The sequence below is a fragment of the Paenibacillus sp. FSL P4-0127 genome (genome assembly GCF_038007325.1).
GTDB classification, from domain to species: domain Bacteria; phylum Bacillota; class Bacilli; order Paenibacillales; family Paenibacillaceae; genus Fontibacillus; species Fontibacillus macerans.
Genome location: NZ_JBBOWY010000002.1, coordinates 1,368,696 through 1,393,630, shown reverse-complemented (window position 1 = coordinate 1,393,630; position 24,935 = coordinate 1,368,696). Strand labels below are relative to the sequence as shown.

Annotated in this window: 17 protein-coding genes and 2 pseudogenes; 4 read left to right on the top strand and 15 right to left on the bottom strand. The window is 45.7% G+C overall.

Going from position 1 to position 24,935, the window contains the following annotated elements; genetic code table 11:
- Nucleotides 1–495 (top strand): DUF444 family protein (locus NYE74_RS32550; protein ID WP_341005537.1); only part of this gene is annotated, 495 nt, incomplete at its 5' end.
- Nucleotides 492–1,943, top strand: coding sequence for a SpoVR family protein (locus tag NYE74_RS32545; RefSeq protein WP_036624811.1), 1,452 nt, complete (start codon nucleotides 492–494; stop codon nucleotides 1,941–1,943). The genes NYE74_RS32550 and NYE74_RS32545, both read left to right, overlap by 4 nt.
- A gap of 346 nt (nucleotides 1,944–2,289) precedes the next feature.
- On the opposite strand, the gene NYE74_RS33455 is transcribed toward NYE74_RS32545, so the two are convergent.
- From NYE74_RS33455 to NYE74_RS32480, 14 genes are all read right to left on the bottom strand, one after another.
- Entirely contained in the window at nucleotides 2,290–2,580 is a 291-nt protein-coding gene (locus tag NYE74_RS33455) for a pentapeptide repeat-containing protein (RefSeq protein WP_227872678.1), read from the bottom strand.
- 54 nt (nucleotides 2,581–2,634) lie between these two features.
- Nucleotides 2,635–2,829 carry a hypothetical protein gene (locus NYE74_RS32540; protein ID WP_036624813.1) on the bottom strand — a complete coding sequence of 65 codons (195 nt, stop codon included), beginning with the start codon at nucleotides 2,827–2,829 and terminating at the stop codon, nucleotides 2,635–2,637.
- Between the two features lie 173 nt (nucleotides 2,830–3,002).
- Nucleotides 3,003–3,446 carry a hypothetical protein gene (locus NYE74_RS32535; RefSeq protein WP_036624815.1) on the bottom strand — a complete coding sequence of 148 codons (444 nt, stop codon included), beginning with the start codon at nucleotides 3,444–3,446 and terminating at the stop codon, nucleotides 3,003–3,005.
- Nucleotides 3,447–3,455: 9 nt separating this feature from the next.
- The gene (locus NYE74_RS32530; protein ID WP_341005536.1) at nucleotides 3,456–5,804 is read right to left on the bottom strand and encodes a peptidoglycan-binding domain-containing protein; all 2,349 of its coding nucleotides are present in this window, start codon (nucleotides 5,802–5,804) and stop codon (nucleotides 3,456–3,458) included.
- Nucleotides 5,805–6,057: 253 nt separating this feature from the next.
- Nucleotides 6,058–6,588 carry a hypothetical protein gene (locus NYE74_RS32525; protein ID WP_341005535.1) on the bottom strand — a complete coding sequence of 177 codons (531 nt, stop codon included), beginning with the start codon at nucleotides 6,586–6,588 and terminating at the stop codon, nucleotides 6,058–6,060.
- 542 nt (nucleotides 6,589–7,130) lie between these two features.
- Nucleotides 7,131–7,802 (bottom strand): YfjL-like protein, encoded by a 672-nt coding sequence (locus NYE74_RS32520; RefSeq protein ID WP_124331679.1) that lies wholly within the window; start codon nucleotides 7,800–7,802, stop codon nucleotides 7,131–7,133.
- A gap of 459 nt (nucleotides 7,803–8,261) precedes the next feature.
- Entirely contained in the window at nucleotides 8,262–8,675 is a 414-nt protein-coding gene (locus NYE74_RS32515) for a hypothetical protein (protein WP_124331680.1), read from the bottom strand.
- A 320-nt stretch (nucleotides 8,676–8,995) separates the two neighbouring features.
- A complete protein-coding gene (locus NYE74_RS32510; protein WP_036624831.1) occupies nucleotides 8,996–9,400 on the bottom strand; it encodes a DUF4279 domain-containing protein in 405 nt (134 codons plus the stop codon).
- Nucleotides 9,401–9,546: 146 nt separating this feature from the next.
- Nucleotides 9,547–10,059: a hypothetical protein gene (locus tag NYE74_RS32505; RefSeq protein WP_036624834.1), complete on the bottom strand. Its 513-nt coding sequence runs from the start codon at nucleotides 10,057–10,059 to the stop codon at nucleotides 9,547–9,549.
- Between the two features lie 5 nt (nucleotides 10,060–10,064).
- Nucleotides 10,065–13,166 (bottom strand): toxin C-terminal domain-containing protein, encoded by a 3,102-nt coding sequence (locus tag NYE74_RS32500; RefSeq protein WP_316561575.1) that lies wholly within the window; start codon nucleotides 13,164–13,166, stop codon nucleotides 10,065–10,067.
- 27 nt (nucleotides 13,167–13,193) lie between these two features.
- Nucleotides 13,194–15,968 (bottom strand): hypothetical protein, encoded by a 2,775-nt coding sequence (locus NYE74_RS32495; protein ID WP_341005534.1) that lies wholly within the window; start codon nucleotides 15,966–15,968, stop codon nucleotides 13,194–13,196.
- A 17-nt stretch (nucleotides 15,969–15,985) separates the two neighbouring features.
- Nucleotides 15,986–18,619: an OmpL47-type beta-barrel domain-containing protein gene (locus tag NYE74_RS32490; protein ID WP_341005533.1), complete on the bottom strand. Its 2,634-nt coding sequence runs from the start codon at nucleotides 18,617–18,619 to the stop codon at nucleotides 15,986–15,988.
- 452 nt (nucleotides 18,620–19,071) lie between these two features.
- Nucleotides 19,072–19,539 (bottom strand): ABC transporter permease, encoded by a 468-nt coding sequence (locus tag NYE74_RS32485; protein WP_445323429.1) that lies wholly within the window; start codon nucleotides 19,537–19,539, stop codon nucleotides 19,072–19,074.
- On the bottom strand, nucleotides 19,455–19,643 hold the full coding sequence (locus tag NYE74_RS32480) for a hypothetical protein (RefSeq protein WP_341005532.1): 189 nt from the start codon (nucleotides 19,641–19,643) through the stop codon (nucleotides 19,455–19,457). The genes NYE74_RS32485 and NYE74_RS32480 overlap by 85 nt, the downstream gene beginning before the upstream one ends.
- Before the next feature lie 256 nt (nucleotides 19,644–19,899).
- Between NYE74_RS32480 and NYE74_RS32475 the strand changes: the two genes are divergently transcribed.
- Nucleotides 19,900–21,096: an IS4 family transposase gene (locus tag NYE74_RS32475; protein ID WP_341005531.1), complete on the top strand. Its 1,197-nt coding sequence runs from the start codon at nucleotides 19,900–19,902 to the stop codon at nucleotides 21,094–21,096.
- Nucleotides 21,097–21,463: 367 nt separating this feature from the next.
- Here NYE74_RS32475 and NYE74_RS32470 read toward each other — a convergent pair.
- Nucleotides 21,464–23,358: pseudogene (locus tag NYE74_RS32470) on the bottom strand (PrkA family serine protein kinase).
- 789 nt (nucleotides 23,359–24,147) lie between these two features.
- On the opposite strand from NYE74_RS32470, the pseudogene NYE74_RS32465 reads away from it, so the two are divergent.
- Nucleotides 24,148–24,901, top strand: a pseudogene (locus NYE74_RS32465) (DUF2161 family putative PD-(D/E)XK-type phosphodiesterase).
- Nucleotides 24,902–24,935: the final 34 nt, after the last annotated feature.

Here is a 24,935-nt window from a genome sequence, read left to right as displayed (position 1 = left end):
GGCGCGTTCGAAAAATATTGCGCGCGCAGTTTTTTCTTCTGGATGACCCGCTTTTTGCGGCGGCAGTATGAAAAGGTGGAAATCGTGTTTCTCGCCCACCACACGGAGGCCAAGGAAGTCAGCGAGGAAGAGTTCTTCACCCGCGGCGAAAGCGGCGGCACGATCTGCTCGTCCGTGTACCAAAAAGCGCTGGAAATCATCGATTCCCGTTACCCCCCGTCCAGCTACAACATCTACCCGTTCCATTTCTCGGACGGCGATAACCTGACGAGCGACAACGAACGCTGCACCAAGCTGATCGTCGAGCTCATGAAGCGCTGCAATCTGTTCGGCTACGGTGAGGTCAACCAGTACAACCGCGGCAGCACCTTGATGTCCGCTTACCGGAACATCAAGCAGGAGAAATTCATGTATTACGTCATCAAGGAAAAAGGCGAGGTTTATAACGCGCTGAAGCGGTTTTTCCACAAACGCGAAGGGGGTGCGGCCAGTTGAACAGCCAACATGAGCAGCTCGAATACGCGATCGCGGAAATTATGGAAATCGCCGACTCCTTTGGTCTCGATTATTATCCGATGCGTTACGAAATCTGTCCCGCCGACATCATTTATACGTTTGGCGCCTATGGCATGCCTACCCGCTTTTCGCATTGGAGCTTCGGCAAAACGTTCAATAAGATGAAAATGCAATACGACCTCGGGCTCAGCAAAATCTACGAGCTCGTTATCAACTCGAACCCGTGTTACGCCTTTCTGCTGGAAGGCAACTCCTTGATCCAAAACAAGCTGATCGTCGCGCATGTGCTGGCGCATTGCGATTTTTTCAAAAACAACGTCCGCTTCTCCGGCACCAACCGGGATATGGTAGAAAGCATGTCCGCCACCGCCGAGCGGATCAGCCGCTACGAACTGATCTACGGCGCGGGTACGGTGGAAAGCTTCCTCGACGACGTGCTGGCCATCCAGGAGCATGTCGACCCGCAGCTCATCAAGCCGAAACGGTACGACAAACGCCGGCAGATGGAAGAGAAGCTGCGGCTGGCCAAAGAAGGGCGGCAGGGGCGGATCAAGCCGAAGGAATACGACGACCTGTGGGAACTCGACGTGATCGCGAACAAACGCGAAGCCGCAGCCGAAGCCAAAACCAAAGCCAAAGAGTCCTCTTTCCCCCCCGAGCCGGAGAAAGACGTCGTCTGGTTCATCCAGGAATACTCGGAAACGCTGGAGGACTGGCAGCGGGATATCATGAGCATGCTGCGCGAGGAAATGCTGTACTTCTGGCCGCAGATGGAGACTAAGATCATGAACGAAGGCTGGGCCTCCTATTGGCACCAGCGCATTATCCGCGAACTCGACCTGACCAGCGACGAAACGATCGAATTCGCCAAGCTGAACGCCTCGGTCGTGCAGCCCTCGCAGCAAAGCCTTAACCCGTATTATCTCGGGCTGAAAATCTTCGAGGATATCGAACGCCGCTGGGACAATCCGACGAAGGAGGAACAGGAGCGCTTCGGCCGCGAGCCCGGACAGGGCCGGGAAAAGATTTTCGAAGTGCGCGAGCTCGACTCCGATATCTCCTTCCTGCGCAGCTATTTGACCAAGGACCTGGTGCGCGACCTCGACCTGTACATTTTCGAGAAGCAGGGCCCGGAATGGAAAATCACCGATAAGACGTGGGAACACATCCGCGATCAACTGGTAGCCACCCGCGTAAACGGCGGCTCCCCGTACATCGTCGTCCAGGACGGCGACTACCTGCGCTCCGGCGAACTGCTGCTAAAACATCAATATGAAGGCCTTGAGCTCGACCTGAAATACTTGGAGCATACGCTCCCCCACGTCTACCGTTTATGGGGCCGCCCCGTCCACCTGGAAACCGTGGTCGAAGACAAACGCGCGCTGTTCTCCTACGACGGGCAGAAGCATCTGCGGAAGATGTTGTAATGGAGACGTAAGCCGTGGGCCGAAATCAGTGACGGACTACAAGATCAGATGGCCGATCCTTTCGTATGGAGTGAACGGTTCGGCCCTCGGGTCTCTGGATCTCCGGGCCACCGGTCTAACGCTAACGGTTGTAATCGCGCCTAATTAGCCGAAAAGACAGGGTTTCAATTTCTAACGGTTATGATCGCGCCTATTTAGGCGAAAAAGACGCGAATCTGCAGAAAAAAGGCAAAATAAGCTCTGCCACAACCGTTAAAATTAATTTCCTCGGCATTTTACCAAAATAACGGCGCTGACAACCGTTAGAATGGCAGCTCGGTTAAGGGATCTGTGCCTTTTCTGGTGGTCAAGCACCGTTTTTGGTTTTGCGCCTCTCGTGTATTAGAGCATTTGTTAAGTCAACATTAGAAAACTTTGCGTAGCTTAAATTTACTCTTCGAAATGATGCTCGCCTCAAGTCATATCCAGATATATTAACAAAGCTAAGGTCTGTACCATCAAAAGACGCTTTTATACCTACACAAATTCTTATATTTGAATGTATTAGGGAGGCGTAATCAAATACTATTTTACTCAGTATACACTCCGAGAGATTCACTTCTTCGAATGATATACTTAAAAAATAGCAATCACTCATATCATTATTAGTCAAAAACGAATTGTGCATATTGACTCTTCAATCTCTGAACAACTAAAAATTCATCCATGTAAGCTTCAGTTGTATTAATTCTTCTTTCACAATTTCTAATTTCTCTCCAATATGACCCTCCGAATCTGCCAATTTATGATGTTTTAAAAACATACTATCATCGCAGCCGAGCATCCGGCCGACAAAGAGATACAGCAAGATGCGGCGCAGAGGGAAGATCATCAAGATCAAATCCATGTCCTGACATTCTCCCGCCGTATCAGGGCTCATTTAATGGAAAACGATTCATGGATTTTCCCTCCCTACTGTGACGGCGACGGCATTTAGTTCTTGTTATACTCTCCATTTTCTCCATAAGAGATACTGCCGTTGTAATTGCATTAATACGTTCTTTACAATTTGCTGTTACATTATTCAACATTTTCTAGCTGATATAGCTTTATAGCTTCATTTCCATTTGACTTAATCGCAATTTTATTCCTATTTTCTAGTATTTTTATTTTCCTTGGAATAGCAAGTTCACCCGTTCTCTTCATTTCACTTCTTAGTTCTTCTTCCTCAAAATCATTAAAAGAATAGTACAAACTCTCATCTTTTTCCCAGTCTATATTATGATAGTCTAACACCTCTTCGTTTCTTAGTGCATACGTATATACTTTTCCATCGTCACCCCAATAGTAAAATCGTTTACATTCCTCACAGTACCAAATTGCAATTTGAGTTAGATCAGTAAATTCTCCTTCAAAATTTTTAATAAGTTGATTTTTTTCAGTTGCCTTATAAGTCCAAAAAACTACATTATTAGGTACAATTGTATCCGACAGAGTTACTCCGCACTTGCATGTCTTTCTCATGATATCCTCCTACTTAATGACATCCCCATCTGATGTCCATATTTCAATAGTTTTGTTTGGGAATTTCTCCTTAATTTTATTTGCAATATTACTCGCTTGCTCAAAAGTAATACTCTGACCATTTGAAGAAACATCCAAAACCAAAGAATCTGCGTTTTTACCTGCAGGTAACGGTGTGAAACTCTCTCTAGCGTATTTAAATGCCTTACTTTCAATACTTTCAAGCGTATCAGTAAGCAAACCTTTGAATTCCACCTTAACTTCATCAACTACAAAATCAGCTACCTTTTCCTTTGCGTTTTCGGGAATTCTATAGACATTCTTTCCGTTCCCCATGTATTTATCGATTGCCAACCATTCTTCTCGAGTTAAGCCATCCAATTCCCCTGATATTTTACCCGTCCACTTAGAAATATCAACTCTACCATCATTAATTGCTGAAATTACTGCACTTCGCTGTTCAGCATTAAGATATTTAAATTCATCCAAGTTCAAAATTTTCTTTTGAATAAACGTGGAAGAGTTCATTTCATTTTGAATCACTTTAGTGATGTTCTCTTCTGTTACACCTACAGCTTGCAATTTTTTAGCACGAACCATATTCTGTGGTGTATTTAACCCTAAATTCTCCAGTGTATTGAAAAGATTACTCGTCCCCTCAGCCATCTTACTCGGTACCAGCGTCTCCAAGTTTCCTTGCGTTGCCGGCACCTCATCCACTTCCGAACGCTTCAGCCACCCGTTCAGCTTTTGTCCCGCTGTACTCTTGAGCGCGCTGGAAATGAGCTTAAACGCATAGGTGAAGGTCACGTCCCCGGCTCCGGCCATAGCGGTATCCAGAGCGATATTTTGGGCGCGGTCAATGAGGTCTTGGTCGCCGTCATGCTTGAAGTCGGTTACCGCGTCAGATGCTTCGGTAGCCGTGCCGAAGATCGCTCCCGCCGTCATGGATCTGACCACCGTCGGCGATAGCTTGGAGAGGGCCGCCGGTGTTTTCACTGCCTTCACATATTTAAAGGGCAAAAAGAACCCGGCTACATTTCCGGCAGCTTCGCCAACTCCTTTGCCGTACGGATCATCCAGCGGATTTACGTATCCTTCCGGCTCCGGTCCCATAATCCATTCGGCAAGCAGCTCCGGCAATCCTGCCGAGGCCGTGTTGATTGCGTTCACCACGGCATTTGACCCGCCGACCATTAGGTTCGCGAAAAAAGGATTGCCGATGCCGCTTTGTTTTTGCCGCATTTCGTTTTCTTCTTTTTTCTCAAGCTCTTTCTGTTCGTTATATATCCTGTCTTGTTCTTCCTTGGTCAAATCTGCCCAACAGGTCTGTTTCAGCCGCTCCTGAACTTCCGGATCATCGCGGTTTAGCACATCGTCCAGCGAATAGCTTCGCGGATCATCGGCCATAATAAAGTATTGCGGCTCGTGCTTGGCCTCCTCAACCGGTTCCACTTTCGGAATATTAAACAGCGCCTGCCAGGTTGCCTGCCCGATTACACCCTGGAGCCCGTCTTGATCCTTCTCGTAAACCTCCCGGAACCCTTCCAACGCGCGTACGGTAGCTTCATCAAAATAGCCGTTCGCCTCGACCTCAACCCCCAGCTCTTGCAACCGCAGCTGCGCCATTTTCAACGGCTCGGAATAGGTTTGACCGTGCATTTGCACCGTCAGCAGCCCGCTCAGCGTCCCGAACAAAGTCCGCCACACATTTTCATCCACGATCCCTTGCCGATCGCCGGTATTGTCCAGGCCGTATTTTTCTTTGTACCGATTAACTGCTGCCAGCGTGGCCGAGTCAAAATAACCGTTTGCTTCCAGCTCGTATCCCAGTTCCTGCAATCTTTCTTGTAGCTTTAACACTTCGTCGCTCTTATGCTCCGGATCCAGGGTCAGTTCTTTCGTAAGTGGCTCTACGGTGATAGGGAGGTAAACCGCCGCCCGGGAGAATAAGGAAAACGCCGAAAACGGCAAAGGAAGGACGGCCGTTTTATTCCCTGAAGTCGTCGGGAGCGCGGCAAATTTATTTAAGGTAACTGGAAGTTTTAACTGCTTCGCCTTTAAAAAGGACTCCTGCTCCTGGCGAGTATACTCGTTCGCCGCCCAGCGCAGCGTTTTCTCTTTCGTGCGCAATTCGCCGCCGATCTCCCGGGACAGCTGCCTAATCCGCTCCATCCGCCGCTCCACTTCAGATATTGCGGAGCGGACTCCCGGCTCGGAATAAGCCGAACTTGTTCTACTGGCTAACTCCGATACCCTTTTTAGCGTAACTGTGACTTGATCCCCGAACTGTTGCTCCAACCGGCGTACTTCGTCTGCGAGCCCGTTAATGCGGGCCGGATCAACCTTCAGTTCCAAGACGTTCCCCCTCCTTTCCCCAACATACTTGGAAACGCAAAAAGTTGTTCAAGAGCGGAAAGCGGTTTGCGCCGAAACAAAAGGGCCTGACTTCGCTCCGGCATCATCCCCAGCATCCAGGTTCCTTTTTCTGTTCGCGCACAGGTAAACAGCGCTTCGGCCTCCTCTCCAGAAGCCAAGTGGTATCCGGCAATGACCCGGCAATCGGACTGTGGCCCAAAGGCTTCCGCTAAGTCTGACGAGGTTTGGCCGTCTATCCCAAGCTTTTGCCAAAGAACCGTTGCCGCTCCTTGTTCTCCCGCACCTGCAAGCGCCAGAGCGTAATTGGCCTCCGCCGCGGGTAGAGGGTAAAATGCCTCCTGCTCACAATCGCTAAGCAAAAACTGCTCCCGGAGCATGGCAATCGCTTCTTCCCGCCGGTGCAAAGCTGGACCTCGCAAGTCTCTTCCCCAGTTAAGCGCGTGAACATCCCCGCCCGGCAATGGATAAATTCCATGGAGACTGCCCCGTTTTTTTCCACCAAGCAAGCAAACACCTGGTCCGGAAACGACAAAATTTCCGCAATCGCGGCATAATCACGCTTTATGTATAGTTGATCCTCATCTTCTTCCGTCAAAATATGTTTTCTCTTCAGCCGCCCGGACACGATCTCCCATCGTTGGCGGGCCTCCTGCAAATTAAGGCCATTCAGCACATTTTCCAAACCGAACAAGGTAGTGGCACCGGAAAGCAAGCACAGGTAAAACCATTCATCTTGCGACAGCACATAGTTTGTCCTATTCATTCCGTACTCCTGGACATTTAGATATTTTATGGAAAAAACACTTCAATACATTCTATCAACCCGCCGCCGGCCTCACAATTCCTTAGTTGGCATAATATCCCACAATTGATCCGTTTCACCTATATAAATGAACAAAAAGTCCGGAGCAGCACGGGGCTGCCCCGGACACATTTATGAGGATAATTTACTAAGGGAAACGTAGGAGACTCGTCCCCTGCACCCCATCGCTCACCACGTGGCTGTCCCAGCAAAGGAATCCAATCACCAGTCAAGTGTGGCCTTGACTGGTTTACGGTGAGCGGTCAACATGGCCATCAAATCTTGGACACTAGAAACCATTATAGTACGCTGCCGCTTCCTATTGCACTTTTGCAATGCTTCCTCGATTGGAATCATTTTTTCATTGGCATGAATAGCTGTATTTGCTTGGCTTCGTTCTCTTCCGCCTACTAAATGAACGGGTGCATAGTGCACGGGGCGGCAGGACTCGTAAAAAACAAGACCACATGCAGTTGTCACACTCGCATGTGGTGAATAAAAAACTACTTTAGCCTGTTTGTCAGTGAATTAAGATCAGTAACCTCTTTTAAATCCATACCACTCAGATAATATGACTCATTATTTGTTTGATTATCTAACATAAAACTAATAGACGATAATCTGTAGTCCTTCTCCTTAAGAAACAAAACGATTTCAAAAATTGCATTCATAATTTGCTCTTGCTTGTCATCATTTACACTAATCCATAGTCTTAATTCAGGCATATCTTTTTCCTTGATTTCTTTCTTTATTTCATGGTAATTAGGCGGATATATTCCGTTAATTTCTGATCGATCTTGTGATGGATCAGACCTCAATTGAAACGACACACTTGATATTTGGTGAAATTGCTGTTTAATCTCATTTTTAACTTCATATTCCCAGTAGGATATATAATAATTGTCCGTTAACTTCTCCTTGTACTTGTTTACTTGAAATTGATTTTGTAGATTCTTCTTTAAGTGAACTACTGTATAGTACCTATACTTGAAATAAAATGAATTGTCAAAATCATACTTTACCGATTCAATTTTCATCTCGTCACCATACTTGTCCTGCAAGTATCTTGATGATTCTTTCCTCATGTTTTCTTTCCCCCACGGCGTTCCATTAAATATGCTATAAGCAAAAAACAGTACAGTAAAAACTACAAGTCCTGTGATCCAATATTTCACTTCATCACCCCTTAGTAGTAGGATAGATATTCAATCCCTATCCTGCTACACGCTTCTAATCTAATAGTTGCATTCCTATGTTAATATTCTTCAAAAATATATCAAATCGTTCGGATATGATTGTACCTCCCCTATTTTAGTGCCATTTCAATAAAAATTGCCGTTTTAATTGAAATGCAGGCCATTTATTTCATAGGAGGATTTCCGTCCTGATCATAGGGTGTTTCTTCTAACCCATTATGACCTCATACTGAGCAGATATTGTTCATATATATACATAACTCACTTATTACTGGACCATCAGTCCCTATCGGCTATCCCTGTATACCTGAAAGGAGTTTCTCTATGGCTCTGAAAATAAGTATTAATGGTTGAATGATGGATTCATTCGTCACTGGGTAGCCTTACCAAAGAAAAAACCTTGAAGGACACGAAGTCAATCAAGGTTCATAGATGGTGTTATTCCTCCAACATTACATCAGAACATACTACCGACAACCACGGTTTTGAGTAGTTTGTAGTAAAAATCCCCACATGATTTTGCTTATACGAGTTGTTTTTACTCTCCGCCATCTCTTTGAAAAGGACAATTGTAAAGAGACTTTCTTTGTTTACTTCATGAGAAGTTAAGGGAAGTTCTGTGCTGAATTGAAAATCCGCTTTCATGCAATTTTTGAAAATGATCTTTAATAGTCTTGTAGTGTCACGACCATCTTGAATATCCCAATAGTAATCGACAACTACTATCAGGTCTATTAGGTTGTCATCCCATTTCACTTCAGTAACTATGCTATCTGTAAAATCGAAATTTTCTAGAACATCATGCAAATTGGTAGCCAACTCACCTGCTAACAAAATAGAAATGTGTTGCATCTCTTAATTCTTGCTTATTGTCATCAAGATAGCCCCCGCCCTTATTTTGAACCCTAAAATAAGGAGTACCTCCCCCAGGCTCTGCATGTATTCTCACTTTAGTACCTGTGCTTGGGTCAGTAAGAATGGTTGCTACAAAGATTCGTCCCTTTAACCGCATAAGACGCACCGTATAAGCCTAGGGCGATTGAATTAATTTTTAAACCCAGCGCTGGAAATTTCGAAACTCATTTTATCCAACTGCCCTACCGTTAGCTCAGATAAATCTTGGCCATGCTTTCGTAGGAAATATAACTTGACGACAAGATAAAAACTATGACTTATGAGTAAATATATAGGTCTACGTAAAACTCGGCTTTTATTTCACTGGCAAATTCAATAAAATCATGATTAAAGTACATTGAAGGCTTTTCATTATTTTCTACGTTTATTACTATTGCAAAAACATATTCAAGGCTATACTTTGTTTTGATTTCCTTCAAGATAAGTTTTTTGTCTAAAATACTGTCAAGAATTTTAGACAGTTGTTCGTTGATGTCAAGAGATTCTTCATATTCAGTTTCAATCATCCAAATTGTCTCCACTCTTTTGATGCTCTTTCCAGGTATATCATCTCCTTTATCCCAAGATTTCGACGGAATTAGCTTTAATAAATCGCTTATCTCAGTAACGTTAAACTCTTCACCAGTGATAATGAATTCTACTTTCACGTTTGTTTTATCCATGTACATTCTCCCATTAGTTAATGTACTCACCTGTTCGATAACTTAGAATTTTGAACCTGATGATAGGTTCCATTCGGTACTGGGTAGTCTCCGCCAAAAAAAGAAACCTTGAAAAGCACGGAGCCAATCAAGGTTAATCGTAATCTTTAGATTAGATACGGCGAGGTAAATGCCTCTATAAATAACCCCGACTCTCTAATCTCATTTAGCCCAAGTCGGCATTCTTTTTGCAGTCCAATATACATATAGAAGTCATAACCAAAATGAACAAACATTGAAGACGTGGACAACTTTCCCCATGAATGCTCACGAAGAATTAGTTTACATAAATCAGGGATATTTGTAACGTTAAATTTATCACCATCTTTAATAGTCGTAAACATCTCGACCATATTTCTTGTAACATACTGATTTTGAACAATACTATCTTCAAATTTCTCTAGATTGCTAATTTCCAATGAAGATACATTCATATAATCCATAAGAATGGTTACTGCGCTGATATACTTACTCTCTATAGACAGATATTCTGTTATGGTAAATTGCTTTCCTCCAAATACTCTCCCAATATCAGAAAATGATGTCCACTCCTCCTTTTTAAAGTTCCCTTCGTAGTCGCGATATGCAGGATCATACTTTGTTATTCTCCAGCAATGCATTCTATTTAATCTCCAATCCAAGTTAAGTTTTCATCGTAAGTACCCATCCTAGTACTTTTACTGCCTAAGTTTTTCACAGAATCAGCCATTTTCCATATCCCACCATTGTGTCCATCTACATCAGGGGTAATATATTTATTTCCTTTCTTAAAGACAGGTTGGCCATGAGATGTAAAGTTGGTTTTTGTATACCCAAGTTTTTTTGCTGCCGCCGTAGCTTCTTTGGTTGTCATACCACCAAACTGCTGCAAATGCAACTTCAGCTTATTCCCACTCTGTGTTGGTTCACTCGTCTCCTTAACCCCATAAGACGCGCCATATAAACCTAGAGCAATTGAATCAATTTTAAACCCGGCGCTGGATAGGTCAAAGCTCATTTTATCTAGCTGCCCTACCGTTAGCTCAGATAAATCCTGGCCATCTTTCCGTAAGAAGTATAGCTTGACGACAACATACGAACTATGGCTTAAGGACGCAGCGTCAAGACGATCAAATGCTTTACTTCCGTTATACCACAAAGATTGGTATTGCTGCGCCTCATAAAACATCTCTTTATGATCCACAAATTTAAAATTAGGAAGCTGTTGTCTTAATTCGGCAAGTGTAAGTGTTGTTATATCCGGGGTGACCGTAAATCCGGCTCCTTGCTCATGTCTATGCCCCGTCGGGTCTAAATAAATTAATGGATTATTCTGCACATACGTATACAAATTCAAACTTAGCGGATCAGTAAGCTGCCCCTGATACGTATCTTCATTTATAAATCGACCAACCGACGGATCATACCAGCGGGCTCTCAGGTATTGTAACTCAACCTCATCATCCCACAACTCACCGGAATAACGGAATGGATTATGGACTTTCTCCTGTTCGGAAATGATATTTCCCCATATATCATATTGATACTGGTTCAGTAACGTCCCTGCTGAATCTCTCAGCTCTATTAAATCCCCGTGTCCATTATATAACGGATAGGCTTTGGTTTGATCTGCATATTCTATAGCTTCCAGCTTCAGTCCTCTTGTGTAATTTGCGACCAAATTGGCCTTTCCGTTTTCTACGGTTGCTTCGGATATAATTTGTTCACTGTTGCTGTCATAATAATAGCGCGTGTGTACTCCGCCTTGAATTCTTTCAACCAGCAGACCGTCTCCATTATACCGGTATTCGACGGTTTGACCATTCAGACTAACCCTTGTTAACTGATTTTGATCATCATAGCTATATTCTCTTGGTTTCGTCTTTAATTCTTGAACCGTCATCAAGGTAAGACGGTTGCCTCGGGAGTCATAGGTGTAAGTCTCGTTATTTTCTGTCGAGGTGTTTATTCGATTTAGCTCATCATACGTAAATGAATCATTAATTCCGTTTTGCAGGCGCTCTCTGATATTTTTATTATCATCATAACCATACTCGAAATGATGGGTAACATTTTCTGCCAGCGCATGATTTAACTCCGTCAATTTTGAGCCTGTATACCGATTTTGAGTTTCGTAACCATTGCTGGAAACTGCGCCTTGAACCAGTCCATTTTTATAATACTGATACGTTGTGTCCGGTTGCTTTTCTACACTTCCTACCGTTTTCACTTGGTTCAGGTTGTCATAAGTATAGAATGTTTCGGCTCCGAATGGACCTGCCATGTGTATTCGATTATTTCCTGCATCATATTGATTGCTAAGGGTTAATCCATCCGGGTAAGTCATCGTCTTCAACAGTTCCGTGTACTTATCATACTCGTAAGAAGTTGTTCCGGTTCCATCCGTCATCGACAGACGTTTACCGGCTGCATCATAGGTATAACTTACCGTTTCACTGTTGCTTTTCCGTGTTTTCAAACGATTGCGGCTGTCATATTCAAAAACCGTCGAGTTCCCGTTTCGATCTACCACACGAATTACATTTCCACTAGGATCAAAATACTGTTTTTCGGACTGGCCGACTTCGTCTTTGTTCTGAATAACGCGTCCAAGCTCATCGTAACTCTTCGACTTAACGTTACCATCAGGATAGGTAGTTTGAATTAGATTTCCAAGCATATCATAGTCATACTTGGTGATGTCTCCGTTAGGATCTGTAACCGAATTAACTTTGCCTGATGAATTATACTTGTAAGAAGTGGTGTTATTCAGAGCATCATAATCTTTTAGAACCTGGTCGTTGACCCAATCGTATTCGAACTTCGCCACAACCGTACTTTGATCTTGATTAGCAGGCTGTTCTTCCGTTATCTCAATTCTGTTCCACTTGTCGTAAGTGTTAATTTGTTTATTGCCTTCTCCATCAGCTTGTATTATTTGGCGAAGAGCATCGTTGTAAGTCGATGTAGCCGTAGAACCATCCGGGTAAGTTGTTGATGTCAGACGATCCAAACCATCGTAGGTATATCTGGTGAGATTTCCTAATGCATCTTCACTCGATACCAGTCGGCCATTGTGATCGTAAGCCGATTTTGTTTTAACTTGATACTCTGTGCCATTATACAAGCCAGTCTCAATGTTCCATCCTAGAGCATTCCAACGCGTTCTAGACTTTACTCCCAGTTCATTCGTTACGGTTACCGTATTTTCCTGATCGTCGTAAGATGCGCCTATGTTGTTTCCATCGGGATAGGTTACCTTAATCACACGCCCAAGTGCATCATACTCATAAGCGGTTTCATGGCCATTTCCATCCGTCGAAGCACTGACTAGTCCCGTTTCTTTGTTATAACTGATTTTTTTGCTGACTGTTGAAATATCTCCATCCGCATTCGTCACTTGTACACTTTGCAAAGTAGGGAATGCATTACCATACTGACTGCTGAACTCGCTCAGAGTAGTAACCGTCTTATCATCATTAGTAATGATTTGCTTGGTGACATTCCCGTACGAGTCTCTATCCGCATACTCCACCTTCTGCAGTAATTTACCGCTTGCATTGTTCTCGCGAACAGTAGTTTGAACAATATCTCCTTGCCCATTTCGTACAAATTCAACATAGCCATTGGTGTTGGAGTCTAGAGGTTCTATCGCTGTTTTAACGAGGTGATTGTCATCGAACGTATAGTACGATTTTGAGCCCCGATCATCCGTTGATTCCGTAACATTCCCGTAATCGTCATACACCGCACTTGAAGTATATACATCTGAATTTTAATTATTACTCGATGTAGTAACCGTTGGAACCGGCGCCGAATACGACTTGCCCTCTACCTGTTTATTATACTGATAGCTGGTTACCTTCTCGTTATCCACTGCTTGAACAACGGCCTGTTCCAGGTAATATTTGGAACCGACTTTATTATCGACATATTTTTTATTGTACTTATAAGTCGAATTAGTTAACCCGTTATTAATAAGGGTTGAAAAGCTTGTATTGTCATTATAGGTCGCTGCCATGTCAGAGGTATAGTGTATCGTTTCGCGATTAAACTCCTCAACAAGGTCATTACTGTAAATAATTTGATCCACTCGCGAGACGGCTCGGTAAGCTTCGTTAACAGAATTCGCACCAATATATCGCCGTACCGGCTGATCATCGTAGGTGTAGACGGTGGCAGCCCCGGTAGGATGGTACACTTTGGTCAGAAGCGCGTATGGATTCGACAATTGTCTTCCTGGCTCTGAGGCGTTTAGATTAAATTTAGCAGGAGCCAAAGTATATGAATACGTCGTTTTCCTTCCGGCTGCATCTGTTATCGAATCGAGAAGTTCAACTCCTTGTTCAGTATGCTTTTTATAAACTACCGTCTCATCTTCTTTCTTAAGTATTACTTCAGTCGCAGAATACGAAATTTCTATTGTGTTCCCTATGGCATCCTTAATTTTGCTCAACAATTTACGATTATAAGTAGCATTTTGCTCATAGTAAAAGTGAATAAAGTTGTTATGAGCGTCCGAAATCTGCAGTAATCTGCCGTCTTTTGAAAAATAGTATTTGGGCTGGGCATTCGTTGACTTTAGTACGTAAGCTGACACTTCACCATTTACGATTACGCTTTCGTCCGCTACAAAGGTAAGTCCCTTCCAATCATAATTTTTGAGTTGGTCTCCCTCAATTTCATAACTTCCACCCTCAGGAAGATGAATATATTGTTTGTCATCTTTGGTTTCTACATAAGGGAGATTCCAGGCCCACCCTTTGCCTAATGGAAAAAGCTGCTCGTTTAGCGGCGTATTAGTCGTATTCTGATAGATAAATTTGGGTTGATATTCAACGGTTACTGCACCAATAACGGGATGAGCACCTTCTGCAATATAATACCGATAGTTAGGTTCGGCGCCTTCTTCCGAGCCGGTAATCTCTAAACCGGAATTGCTGCCGATAAACTCTTTCCACACTTCGGCTTCTTCCAGTGTAGAGTAAAGCTGTGTTTGTTTCAGAACCTTACTTCCATTTCCTTCAGACTCAAGCTTATCGATCCATGGCAGGCCGTCAGCAGTATATGCGTACCTTATCCTTCCTCCCTGCCCATTGTCGACCCAGGGATCGTAGCCGGTGTCACTGGTGTACCCAGGTTTGGTAACAATCCCTTCGTAGTTCTGTCCCCATATACGGGTATCCTCAGTTCCTTTTGAAAAGACTGTCCCCGAATAATAAGCATCGCCTCGTACAGTGCACACCGAATTACGTTTTTTGTATTCAGGAGAAGGACAACCTAACCATATAAAATCATAGTTAAATGACAATGTTCCGCTATAGGTACCATCGTTATATTCTAGTCTTGATTTACCACATGAACCGCCAGGATAATCATATAAATTAGGAGACCAGTATCCATAGCCATCGTAACTCCCTACTTTAACGATCTCACAACTATAGTTTGAAATATATTTAGAGTCCAAAGGTGTATATGAACCTGATATCACTTCCGCTCGTCCTCTAGGCTCAAGACTTCCAACAAAGCCATCTTGATTATAACGAATAGATTGTGGAAACAATTCCAGTTTGCTGGCTGTGATGTAATCAGTTACTATCTTAGATTCTGCAGGAACCGTGTACGTTATCTTTTGACTTGCCGCCTGATTTGCCTCTTCCAATGTCGAATAGGTTCCTACAACTTTGGTTGTGGCAGGGAGATCATATGTATTGCGGTCAACTACCCCGTCTCCATTGGTATCTTCCTGGATCCATTTTTTCTCGTTATAGCTCACCTTATATTGTCTTATGATAGGCTTCTCAATGACATTAAATTCGACGTAGTAATTTTGCTTTGCTTCGCTTACATCAATTAATGTAGCTCCCATGCCATAAAATTGGGCATCGTTGGAATTATATTGCCGAGTAAGTGAAAATCCAAGACCATTTCTCCCCGGTAACGACATATCTGAATTTTGGACATGCAAGTTACCCGAAAGAGTGGAAATGCTTTCTTTTTCATTTCCCACGGAGTAAGGAGCGTCGTTAAATGAAGTTTTATCGTAAACCGGAGCTTCTTCTGTTATTGGGGGGAGTACAGGTATATCGGCCACTCTATTTAAGGAATTCGCTGTAGCCTTACTAATAGAGTACACATCTTCTGTAACAGAACTACGGTCCTCTGTTTTATTCGCATCGACGTCATCCGTGACATCAAAAACTACGATACCGTCTAAAGGCGATGTATTTAACCGATTATAAACATTACTCGTAACGGTTTCTGATTTATTTAATTCCTTAGGAAACAATTCCGCCAAGGCTTCTTCATAAGTTTTACTCGACTGTTCTGCATGAAAAAGTGCAGTATAAATCTGATTTATAGAGTATCCTTTTTGCAGCTCGTTCTGGATAAATGAAGCAGACATTCCAAAGCGGGAAGCGATTTGTTCGTATGTACCCGTTTTCTCGGAAGCGCTCGCGATGTTAGGGATATAGGCACTCATTGTATTGAAAAAAAGGAGTAGCAGCAGGAATATAGCAATATTACGCGTACCCAGTTTTCTCTTCATCGACCTTTTCTCCAATCTTAAGGATTGACCAGTGTAATAATTTGTATGAGATTCCCGTTCTTGTCATATTGGTAATCGAATATCACTTTGCCGTTCGACTCGATATAGTCCAGTCTTCCAGCGGCATCATACTTGTAGTTATAGTTTTTAGACACGCCTTTAGTGACCGTATTGCTCGGACCGGAATAATTTCCGGCGGCATCCTTGGCCTTCACGGTAAACGCATAGCTGGTTTGCGGATCCAAGTTTGTGATTTCATAAGCGAGTTCTCTTGTCTCACCAATGAGCTGACCGTCAATATAGATTTCGTAGCTGACCCCGCCTTCATCATCGGTAGAAGCCTTCCAGGACAGTTTGATGCTGGTTGGCGTTACATTTGTGCCGACTAGGTTGGCAGGAGTAGACGGGCTGTTTTGATCATCTGGCACATCCGGCATCACTTGGATAGCATTCAATCGGTTCAGCAGAAGTTTTTGATCGGTATCCTTTAAATCACTAATGAGGGTGCGGGCCGCATTGATATCCGACTGAAGCCTCGATGCCTCAGCTTTTTCAACTGCTTGGATGGCTTCGGCCAGTGTTTTCTGGTATAAATTCGCATCAATTACCGCTACCGCTTCAATGGATACATTCCCGACCCGATCTATCGTTCTTGCATAGACGATGACCGCATCCTGACGGTTAACGGTAAATGGAGCCGCATACGCTGTCCAGGTGCCCTGATCCCCGATTTTGTACTCCGTCCGGCTCACTCCGCTAAGTGTATCCGTTCCCGGCGTTACCGTGATATTGGCTCCTGATCCGCTCGGATTCAATATGCTTTCAATCACCGGTTCCGTCGGAGCTGTCGTATCTATTCTTGGTTCAGCCAAGACTTCTTCACTAAAGTTACCTGCTGCATCAACAACCCTCGCATACACCTTTATGCCTTCATCTCCAACGGTGATGGGAGACTGGTAATCAGCCCATGCGCCGGTATCCCCGACTTTATACTGAGCCTTGTAGGAGATGCTTCCGGTTGAGTTGTTTGGATTGTTGATTGTCGCGATAACATTTTGGCTCGTCCAGTCCACAGGACTTAAGGTGATAGCTGGCTTTACCGGCTTGGTCCGAATAATTTTAGCCACTGCGGTTGCTTCTTCGCTCACATTCCCTGCTTTGTCCATGGTACGGGCATAGATGGTCGTTACCCCTTCATTGGTCACTGAAAAGGGCGCCGTATAATCGGTCCATGCTCCTGAGCTATCAATCCGATACTGTGATTTCAGCACGCCACTCAGGGCATCCTGCCCGCTGGTTACGGTGACCGAAACATTTTTGGACGTATATCCGGTCTCACTCAATGTAATGGAAGGCTGCGCCGGGGGTGTGCAGTCAATATTTCCGTTGGATTGAGCAACCTCGCCCGCATTACCGGCATTATCTATCGTTCTGGCGTAAACGACGAGGTTCTCTTGGTTTACGGTTACCGGATCGGTGTAATCGGTCCATGCCCCACTATCTCCGAGCTTGTATTGACTTCGGTTTACTCCGCTTCCTCCATTATCTGTTCCGTGTTGGAGCGTAAAAGTTTTACCGCTGCTGGTCCAGTTCCCATCCATGCTAATTGTTGGCAGGTTGGGCGCAAGTTTATCAATGTAGACCACACCTGTACTTTCTGGACCCACATTACCAGCATTGTCTATCGTTCGGCCATGGACGACACTCTGACCATTAGCGGATATGTTGAACGTCCCCGTATAGGTTTGCCATCCTATATTAGTTGCTCCTGTCACGGCGATTTCACTTCTCGATACGCCGGACTGGCTGTCCGCCCCGTGGCTGCTGATGCCTACCATGACGTCCGTATTACTCCAATCCGATCGGCTAATGTATACGGCTGGTTCAGTTGGGCCTGTTTGGTCTATGTACGCACTGGAAGTGCTCACCCCGCTGACATTGCCCGCTGCATCTACCGCCCTGGCACTAATCGTGGTCTGTCCGGGGTTGGTAATCGTTATCGGGTTGTTATATACCGTCCACCCCGAATTATGAGCTCCTTGAAGGCTGTACTCATAACTGGCAACTCCCGTGTTGTCCGTACTCCCACTGATCGAAACAGAGACGTTGCCTTGGGTATATCCCGGTGGGTTAACAGATATTGTAGGATTAGTAGGAGGGCTTGCATCTCTATAGTAGATAACCATAGTGATGGTATCTATAAGATTAGGTTCATAGGTGCTAAAGTGAGTTAGAATGTTTTCTGTGACAGAAAAGTCATTGTTATTGGAGAACAAAAAGGAAGCAGAACCGCCCCTATTATCCCCATATACAATATTTTTTCTCCTCATAATATTAGTGTCACCAGACTTTACTGCTCTAACATCAATAGTACCAATATCTGTTTTATTGTAGTGATATATAAGATATGTGGTATAAGTCCAAGAGAGATCTATTCTGTAATTCCCCAGTTCACTTCTGGGGATATTTGTTGGATAATGCAAGTACACATTATCTTCGTAGTACATTAGTCTTTGAGTTTTGCTATAAATCGGTTTCCACTCACCTGCTGCCTCTGCTTTATTGCTTGTAATATATAATGAAACTGATAATATCCAAAATACTGCGATGAGCATAAGGCAAACTTGTCTGTTTATTCTTTTGCTAGTCATACTGCTCCCCTTTCTAATCAAGACTCTATAAAGTTGTAATCTTGTTCCATCTCCTACATGCATGCTTCCAATGTAATATCCAAAGACCTGCTTCTTTAGATTCACTTATGATTCACTCCCGCCCTCCCATCCTCCTAATTTCACAAAATCCAAATAGTATTATCATTCCATTTTTGGCTTTTGCATATAGCGAAACATGTCGACACCTGGTTTGGATACATGATGTTACTAATTTTGTCGTTTTTTGCACCATGAAAACAACCAAAAATGGATAGAGCTCAGACCTTGTCTGAAACCTCTATCCATCAGTTATTTTGCGCTAAGCCGCCTAACCTCCGTAGCTATTTGACCAGGGACCTGGTACGCGATCAGTTGTTCGCTTCTCGAGTCACTTACTCCTGTTCTCGACTTTTTGCCTATTCAGAAATCGGCAGAAACGGATGAAGTCCGGATCATTCATACCGCAGCGCATCGATCGGCTTCAGTTGGGCCGCCTTCCTGGCAGGATACACCCCAAAAATAATACCAACCGCCATGGATGACAGGAAGGAGTACAGCGTCGGCTCAAGCGTCAATTCAATAGACAGATTCGCCACTTTCTCAAGAAGTTTGGCCGTACCGAGTCCAAGCAGCACTCCTGCGGTCCCGCCCATGAGACTCAGAATAACCGCTTCGATCAGAAATTGGCGCATGATGACTCCACGCTTTGCCCCAATCGCTTTGCGGATGCCGATTCCGCCGACGACAAGTGAAATGACTTGGAAATCATCCTCTTCACTGGAAAGCAAGCCGTGTGAGGCCCGCAGTGCTGGTGTAATATCATTCTGCGCCTGGGTCATCGCTTCAGCCGATACGGCGGAAGCATAAATGGTTCGAATCGTGGTGATACCCAGTCTGACCTGCGCCGGATGACCGGGCACTGGCTGCGCCTGCGGATTTCTTTAAGCAGATACCACCCGTCATGATCCGGAAGCATGACATCCAGCAATATTAAGGCCGAGCCGAGCATTAGCGCCTTACTCATTGCCTCTCTGCCTGTAAATGCCTGCTCAACACGATAGCCAGCCTTTTCAAGTTATTGAGTATTATACTCTATGAAGTTTCAGAGCTTCAAAATAAGTATAAAAAAACACTAGCGTTGCATAAAACCTAACGCGAATAATCAAATATTAGTTAAATATGGGTAATTATGATCATTTTTCATGGAAAAAGCATAAAAAATCTCCTATTGTAAAGAGGTAGGTACGTTGTCCATAACTCTCTACAAAAGGAGACCATCCATGGATAACGTTAAAGCTAAAACGGTCATTCGTCAACTGATTTCCTTACTGCCCATCGATGTGCATCAACGTTTACTCTTCGACCATTACACCAAGAAACTTACCACGATGAAAGCGATCATGCTCTTCATCAATGCTCAGTTGAAACAATGGTCATCTTACGGTGAAATGGAAATTGCACTTCGTGCTGAGCCGAAACTTCAGCAGCTTCTACAGTTGGAGAGTATCAGCGGCTCGCAATTATCCCGAAAACTCGATCAGATCCCAACGGAGCTGTTGGAGTGGATGTTTCAGCATCTGGCATCACAAACACAGCAACGTGCTTGCCACCAGGGCCAGAGCGGGAAATTGCACATCATTGATTCTTCCAGCATTCGACTGCCGCTTCAACTTGGAAGTTGGGCCAAGATGTCAAATAAGAGTAGCGGCGTCAAGATGCATCTGCGCCTCGTTGTTACAGCTCCCGACAAGCTATTTCCTGATGCCATGATCCCCAGTTCGCTCAATGTAGGGGATCGTGCGGGGGCCGTTGAACTGGTCGTCCCCTCGGATGCGATTTATGTGATGGATCGCGGTTATGATGATTATGCCCGGATGGATCAATGGGTCCAGGACAACATCCAGTTTGTGATCCGTATGCGAGATCGCGCGCTTGCCACCGTCATTGAGGAGTATCCTGTTCCGGAAGGCTCGAACATCACGCGGGACGCCAAGGTTTGCGTGGGCAGTTCCTTCCGATCCATGGAACATTCCGTTCGTTTGGTGGAGTTTTATGACGAGCAGGAACGGACTTATCGTATTTTTACATCGGTATGGGATAAGACCGCTGAAGAAATCGCGCAGATCTATAAAAATCGCTGGCTCATCGAGTTGTATTTTAAATGGCTGAAGCAACATTTGCGATTGAAGAAGCTGCACAGTCATAAACCACAGGCTATTTGGAACCAGTTATTCTTGGCTTTAATTACTGCCTTGCTCGTGGAGCACATCCGGCACAGCACCCAAACGGCAAAAACAAACTGGCAAGTGCTCCGGATTCTCCGCGAGTATTTGTACCGTTCATGGCGATCCTTTCGAATCGAACTGGATCGGAAACCCAGTCGAAGTAGTCCGGGGAGACGTCCGGGGTCAGGTCCCAAAGTGTTATCGGTGCGCACAATGGTTGGGATAATTAAGCCAAGCAAATTCAAGGAATAATATCCATTATATACATTTAATGGGACATCGCGACCTACGCATTAGGTAACCTTGGCTTTTTGGTCTTAAGCTTAAAAAATGACTGTAAAAAAATCCATTTATAGTTTCAATAATCCAAATGTGGGTTTTGCTGAAAATTGATGTTAGTGTTCTTGCAACGCTAGTGTAAAAAAAACGTCTATCGACGTACATTCAAAGAAGACAGACCACGTTAAGCGGAAGTTTTTCTTGCGATTATAGAATTGTTCAGCTCCGCTGAAAACTTAAAAATTCTATAATCTAAAAAAATCCCTGCCTCGATATTCTTCAGAAATATCAAAGCAGGGAGTTCATCTTACCATGGATGTTACCGGCAGAGCATGTTCATTTAACGGTTCAACAAGCTTCCCACATAGCGCAGCAGCTCGTTGGCGCACACCGGGCAATACCCGTGCTCGTCGATCAGTCGTTTGCTGACCTCGTTGATCCGCTTCAACTGATTTTCGTCCGGCGTTTTGGTCGACGTCGTAATTTTCACGATATCCTTGAGATCGGCGAACAGCTTCTTTTCGATCGCCTCGCGCAGCCGGTCGTGATGATTGTATTCGAATTTTTTCCTTTGCGCGAGTAGGCGGAAATGCGGATCAGGATTTCTTCCCGGAACGCTTTTTTGGCGTTTTCCGAGATGCCGATCTGCTCTTCGATGGAACGCATCAAGCGCTCATCGGGGTCCAGCTCCTCATCCGTCAGCGGATCGCGGATTTTGGTCCAGTTGCAGAACGCCTCGATATTGTCGAGATAGTTTTCAAACAGCGTGCGCGCCGATTCTTCGAACGAATACACGAACGCTTTTTGCACTTCCTTTTTGGCCAGTTCGTCGTATTCCTTCCGGGCGATGCCGATAAAGTTCAAATAGCGCTCGCGCTCCTCCTTCGTGATGGAGGCATGCTGATCGAGACCGTCCTTGATCGCCCGCAAAATATCGAGCGCCCCCATGCAATGCAGGTCCTGCTTGATCAGCGCGCTGGAAATCCGGTTGATTACATAACGCGGATCGACGCCGGACATCCCTTCCTCCAGGTATTCGTTTTGCAGCTCCTTCAAATCGGCGTCCTTGTAGCCCTCCACTTCCTCGCCGTCGTACAGGCGCATTTTTTTCACCAGATCGACGCCCTGCTTTTTCGTCTCCTTGAGCCGGGTCAAGATGGAAAAAATCGCCGCCGACCTTAGCGCGTGCGGGGCAATGTGAATGTGGCTCATATCGCTTTGACCGATCAGCTTCGCGTAAATTTTCTCCTCCTGGGACACCTTGAGATTGTATGGAATCGGCATCACGATCATCCGCGACTGCAGCGCCTCGTTTTTCTTATTGGCGATAAACGATTTGTATTCCGCTTCGTTCGTATGGGCGATAATCAGCTCATCCGCGCTGATCAGCGCAAACCGGCCGGCCTTAAAGTTGCCCTCCTGGGTCAATGACAGCAGGTTCCACAGAAACTTTTCGTCGCACTTCAGCATTTCCTGAAATTCCATCAGCCCGCGGTTGGCTTTGTTTAACTCGCCGTCAAACCGGTATGCCCGGGGATCGGACTCCGATCCGTATTCGGTAATCGTCGAGAAGTCGATGCTTCCCGTCAAATCGGCGATGTCCTGCGACTTTGGGTCGGAAGGGCTGAACGTGCCGATGCCGATCCGCTCGTCCTCGGAGAGCAGCACCCGCTCCACCCTGACGTTTTCAATGTCGCCGCCGTACTCCGTTTTGAGCTTCAACTGGCAGACCGGGCATAAGTTGCCTTCGATCCGGACGCCCAGTGCCTTCTCTACCTCGGGCCTCAGCTCGTGCGGAACAAGATGGAGCGGGTCCTCATGCATCGGGCAGCCGGCAATGGCGTATACGGCCCCTTTGTCCGTCCGCGAAAATTTCTCCAGCCCCCGTTTCAACAGCGTCACCAGCGTCGATTTACCGCCGCTGACCGGGCCCATCAAAAGCAGAATCCGCTTCCGGACGTCCAGCCGGCGGGCGGCGGAGTGAAAATATTCCTCAACCAGCTTTTCAATCGCCCGGTCCAGCCCAAAGATTTCCTGCTCGAAAAATTTATACCTTTTCCGGCCGTCAACTTCCTCTATCCCATAAGACTTGATCATCTCATAAACTCGGGCATGGGCGGTCATCGCCGGCGAAGAGTCCTTGGCCAAAAGTTCGATATATTGTTTAAATGTGCCGCTCCACGACAAAGAGTCGCTTTCCGCCCGGTAAGCCGCTATACGTTCAAAAATGTCCATGTTAGGTACCTCCTGTACTCCCGCTTAGGGGTTCTCCCGCGTCCCCGGCCTTGGCCTTTGTATCTGAAGCTGAGTTTAAATGGAGCTTCCACGTTGAAAAGTGTATTACATTCCTATGCGGCTTTTCCCGAGAAGTTGACCGTTTTCGGGGTAAAAATATTCGCATCGAAAAAGTGGGGATTGAGGTTTGTGCTATAATTTGTACTGATCATGGATACGTAAAATGTAAGTTCAAAAAGTTAGATTTGCAGGACCGAGAAGGTTGGATGAAGCTAGGGACGAAAGGAGCGGAGCGTACGTTTTGGGTACGTGAGCACCGGAAGGCCCGGCTGAATTCAAGATTCGACGCCGTTCCGCTTCATGAACTTGCTTCGTCATGGAAAGATAACTTTTTGAACAACCTTGTAAAATGTAAGTTCAAAAAGTTAGATTTGCAGGACCGAGAAGGTTGGATGAAGCTAGGGACGAAAGGAGCGGAGCGTACGTTTTGGGTACGTGAGCACCGGAAGGCCCGGCTGAATTCAAGATTCGACGCCGTTCCGCTTCATGAACTGCTTCGTCATGGAAAGATAACTTTTTGAACAACCTTGTAAAATGTGAGTTCAAAAAGTTAGATTTGCAGGACCGAGAAGGTTGGATGAAGCTAGGGACGAAAGGAGCGGAGCGTACGTTTTGGGTACGTGAGCACCGGAAGGCCCGGCTGAATTCAAGATTCGACGCCGTTCCGCTTCATGAACTGCTTCGTCATGGAAAGATAACTTTTTGAACAACCTTGTAAAGGAGATCGTCATGGCCGTACAGCATGAGACGGAACTATACGCCCCGTTGAAGGCTTTTTTGAGGAGCGCGGATACATCGTGCGCAGCGAAGTCCGCCATTGCGACCTGGTCGGCTATCGGCCGGGCAGCGATGAGCCGCTGATCGTCGAAATGAAAAAGACATTTAACCTGCCGCTGCTGCTGCAGGGACTCGAACGGCAGAAGCTGAGCGGCGAGGTTTATTTGGCCGTGGAGAAAAACCGCGCGAAAAAGGGGCCCACAATCAGCGCTGGAGCGAAATCACCATATTGTGCCGCAGGCTGGGTTTAGGCCTGATCGCGGTCACCCGGTACAAAACAAAACCCGCGTTTGTGGAGATTTTATGCGCGCCGCAAGACAGCGTATACACCCCGGGGCCCAAGGTTGTCAAAAGGCGGGCGGAGCGGCTGATGCACGAGTTTCATGAGCGCAGCGGCGATTACAATGTCGGCGGCAGCCACGGCGCCAAGCTGGTGACGGCGTACCGCGAAAAGGCGCTGCGCGTCGCGCTCGCCCTGCAGGAAGGGGGCGGGGAGATGGCTCCCAAGGACGCGCGCGACCGCAGCGGCGTCGGCAGCGCCGCGGCGATTCTGCAGCGCGACTACTACGGCTGGTTCCGCCGCGTCGCCCGCGGCCGCTATTGTCTGACGCCCGCGGGGACGGAAGGGCTGCGGCAGTACGCCCACGTCGTGGACACGTGGCGGCGCGCCGCCGCGGCCTTGGAGCGGAGCGAGGGGGCGGAGTAGGGCGCGGCGTTGGCGGCGCGTTCAGCCCTGGGGC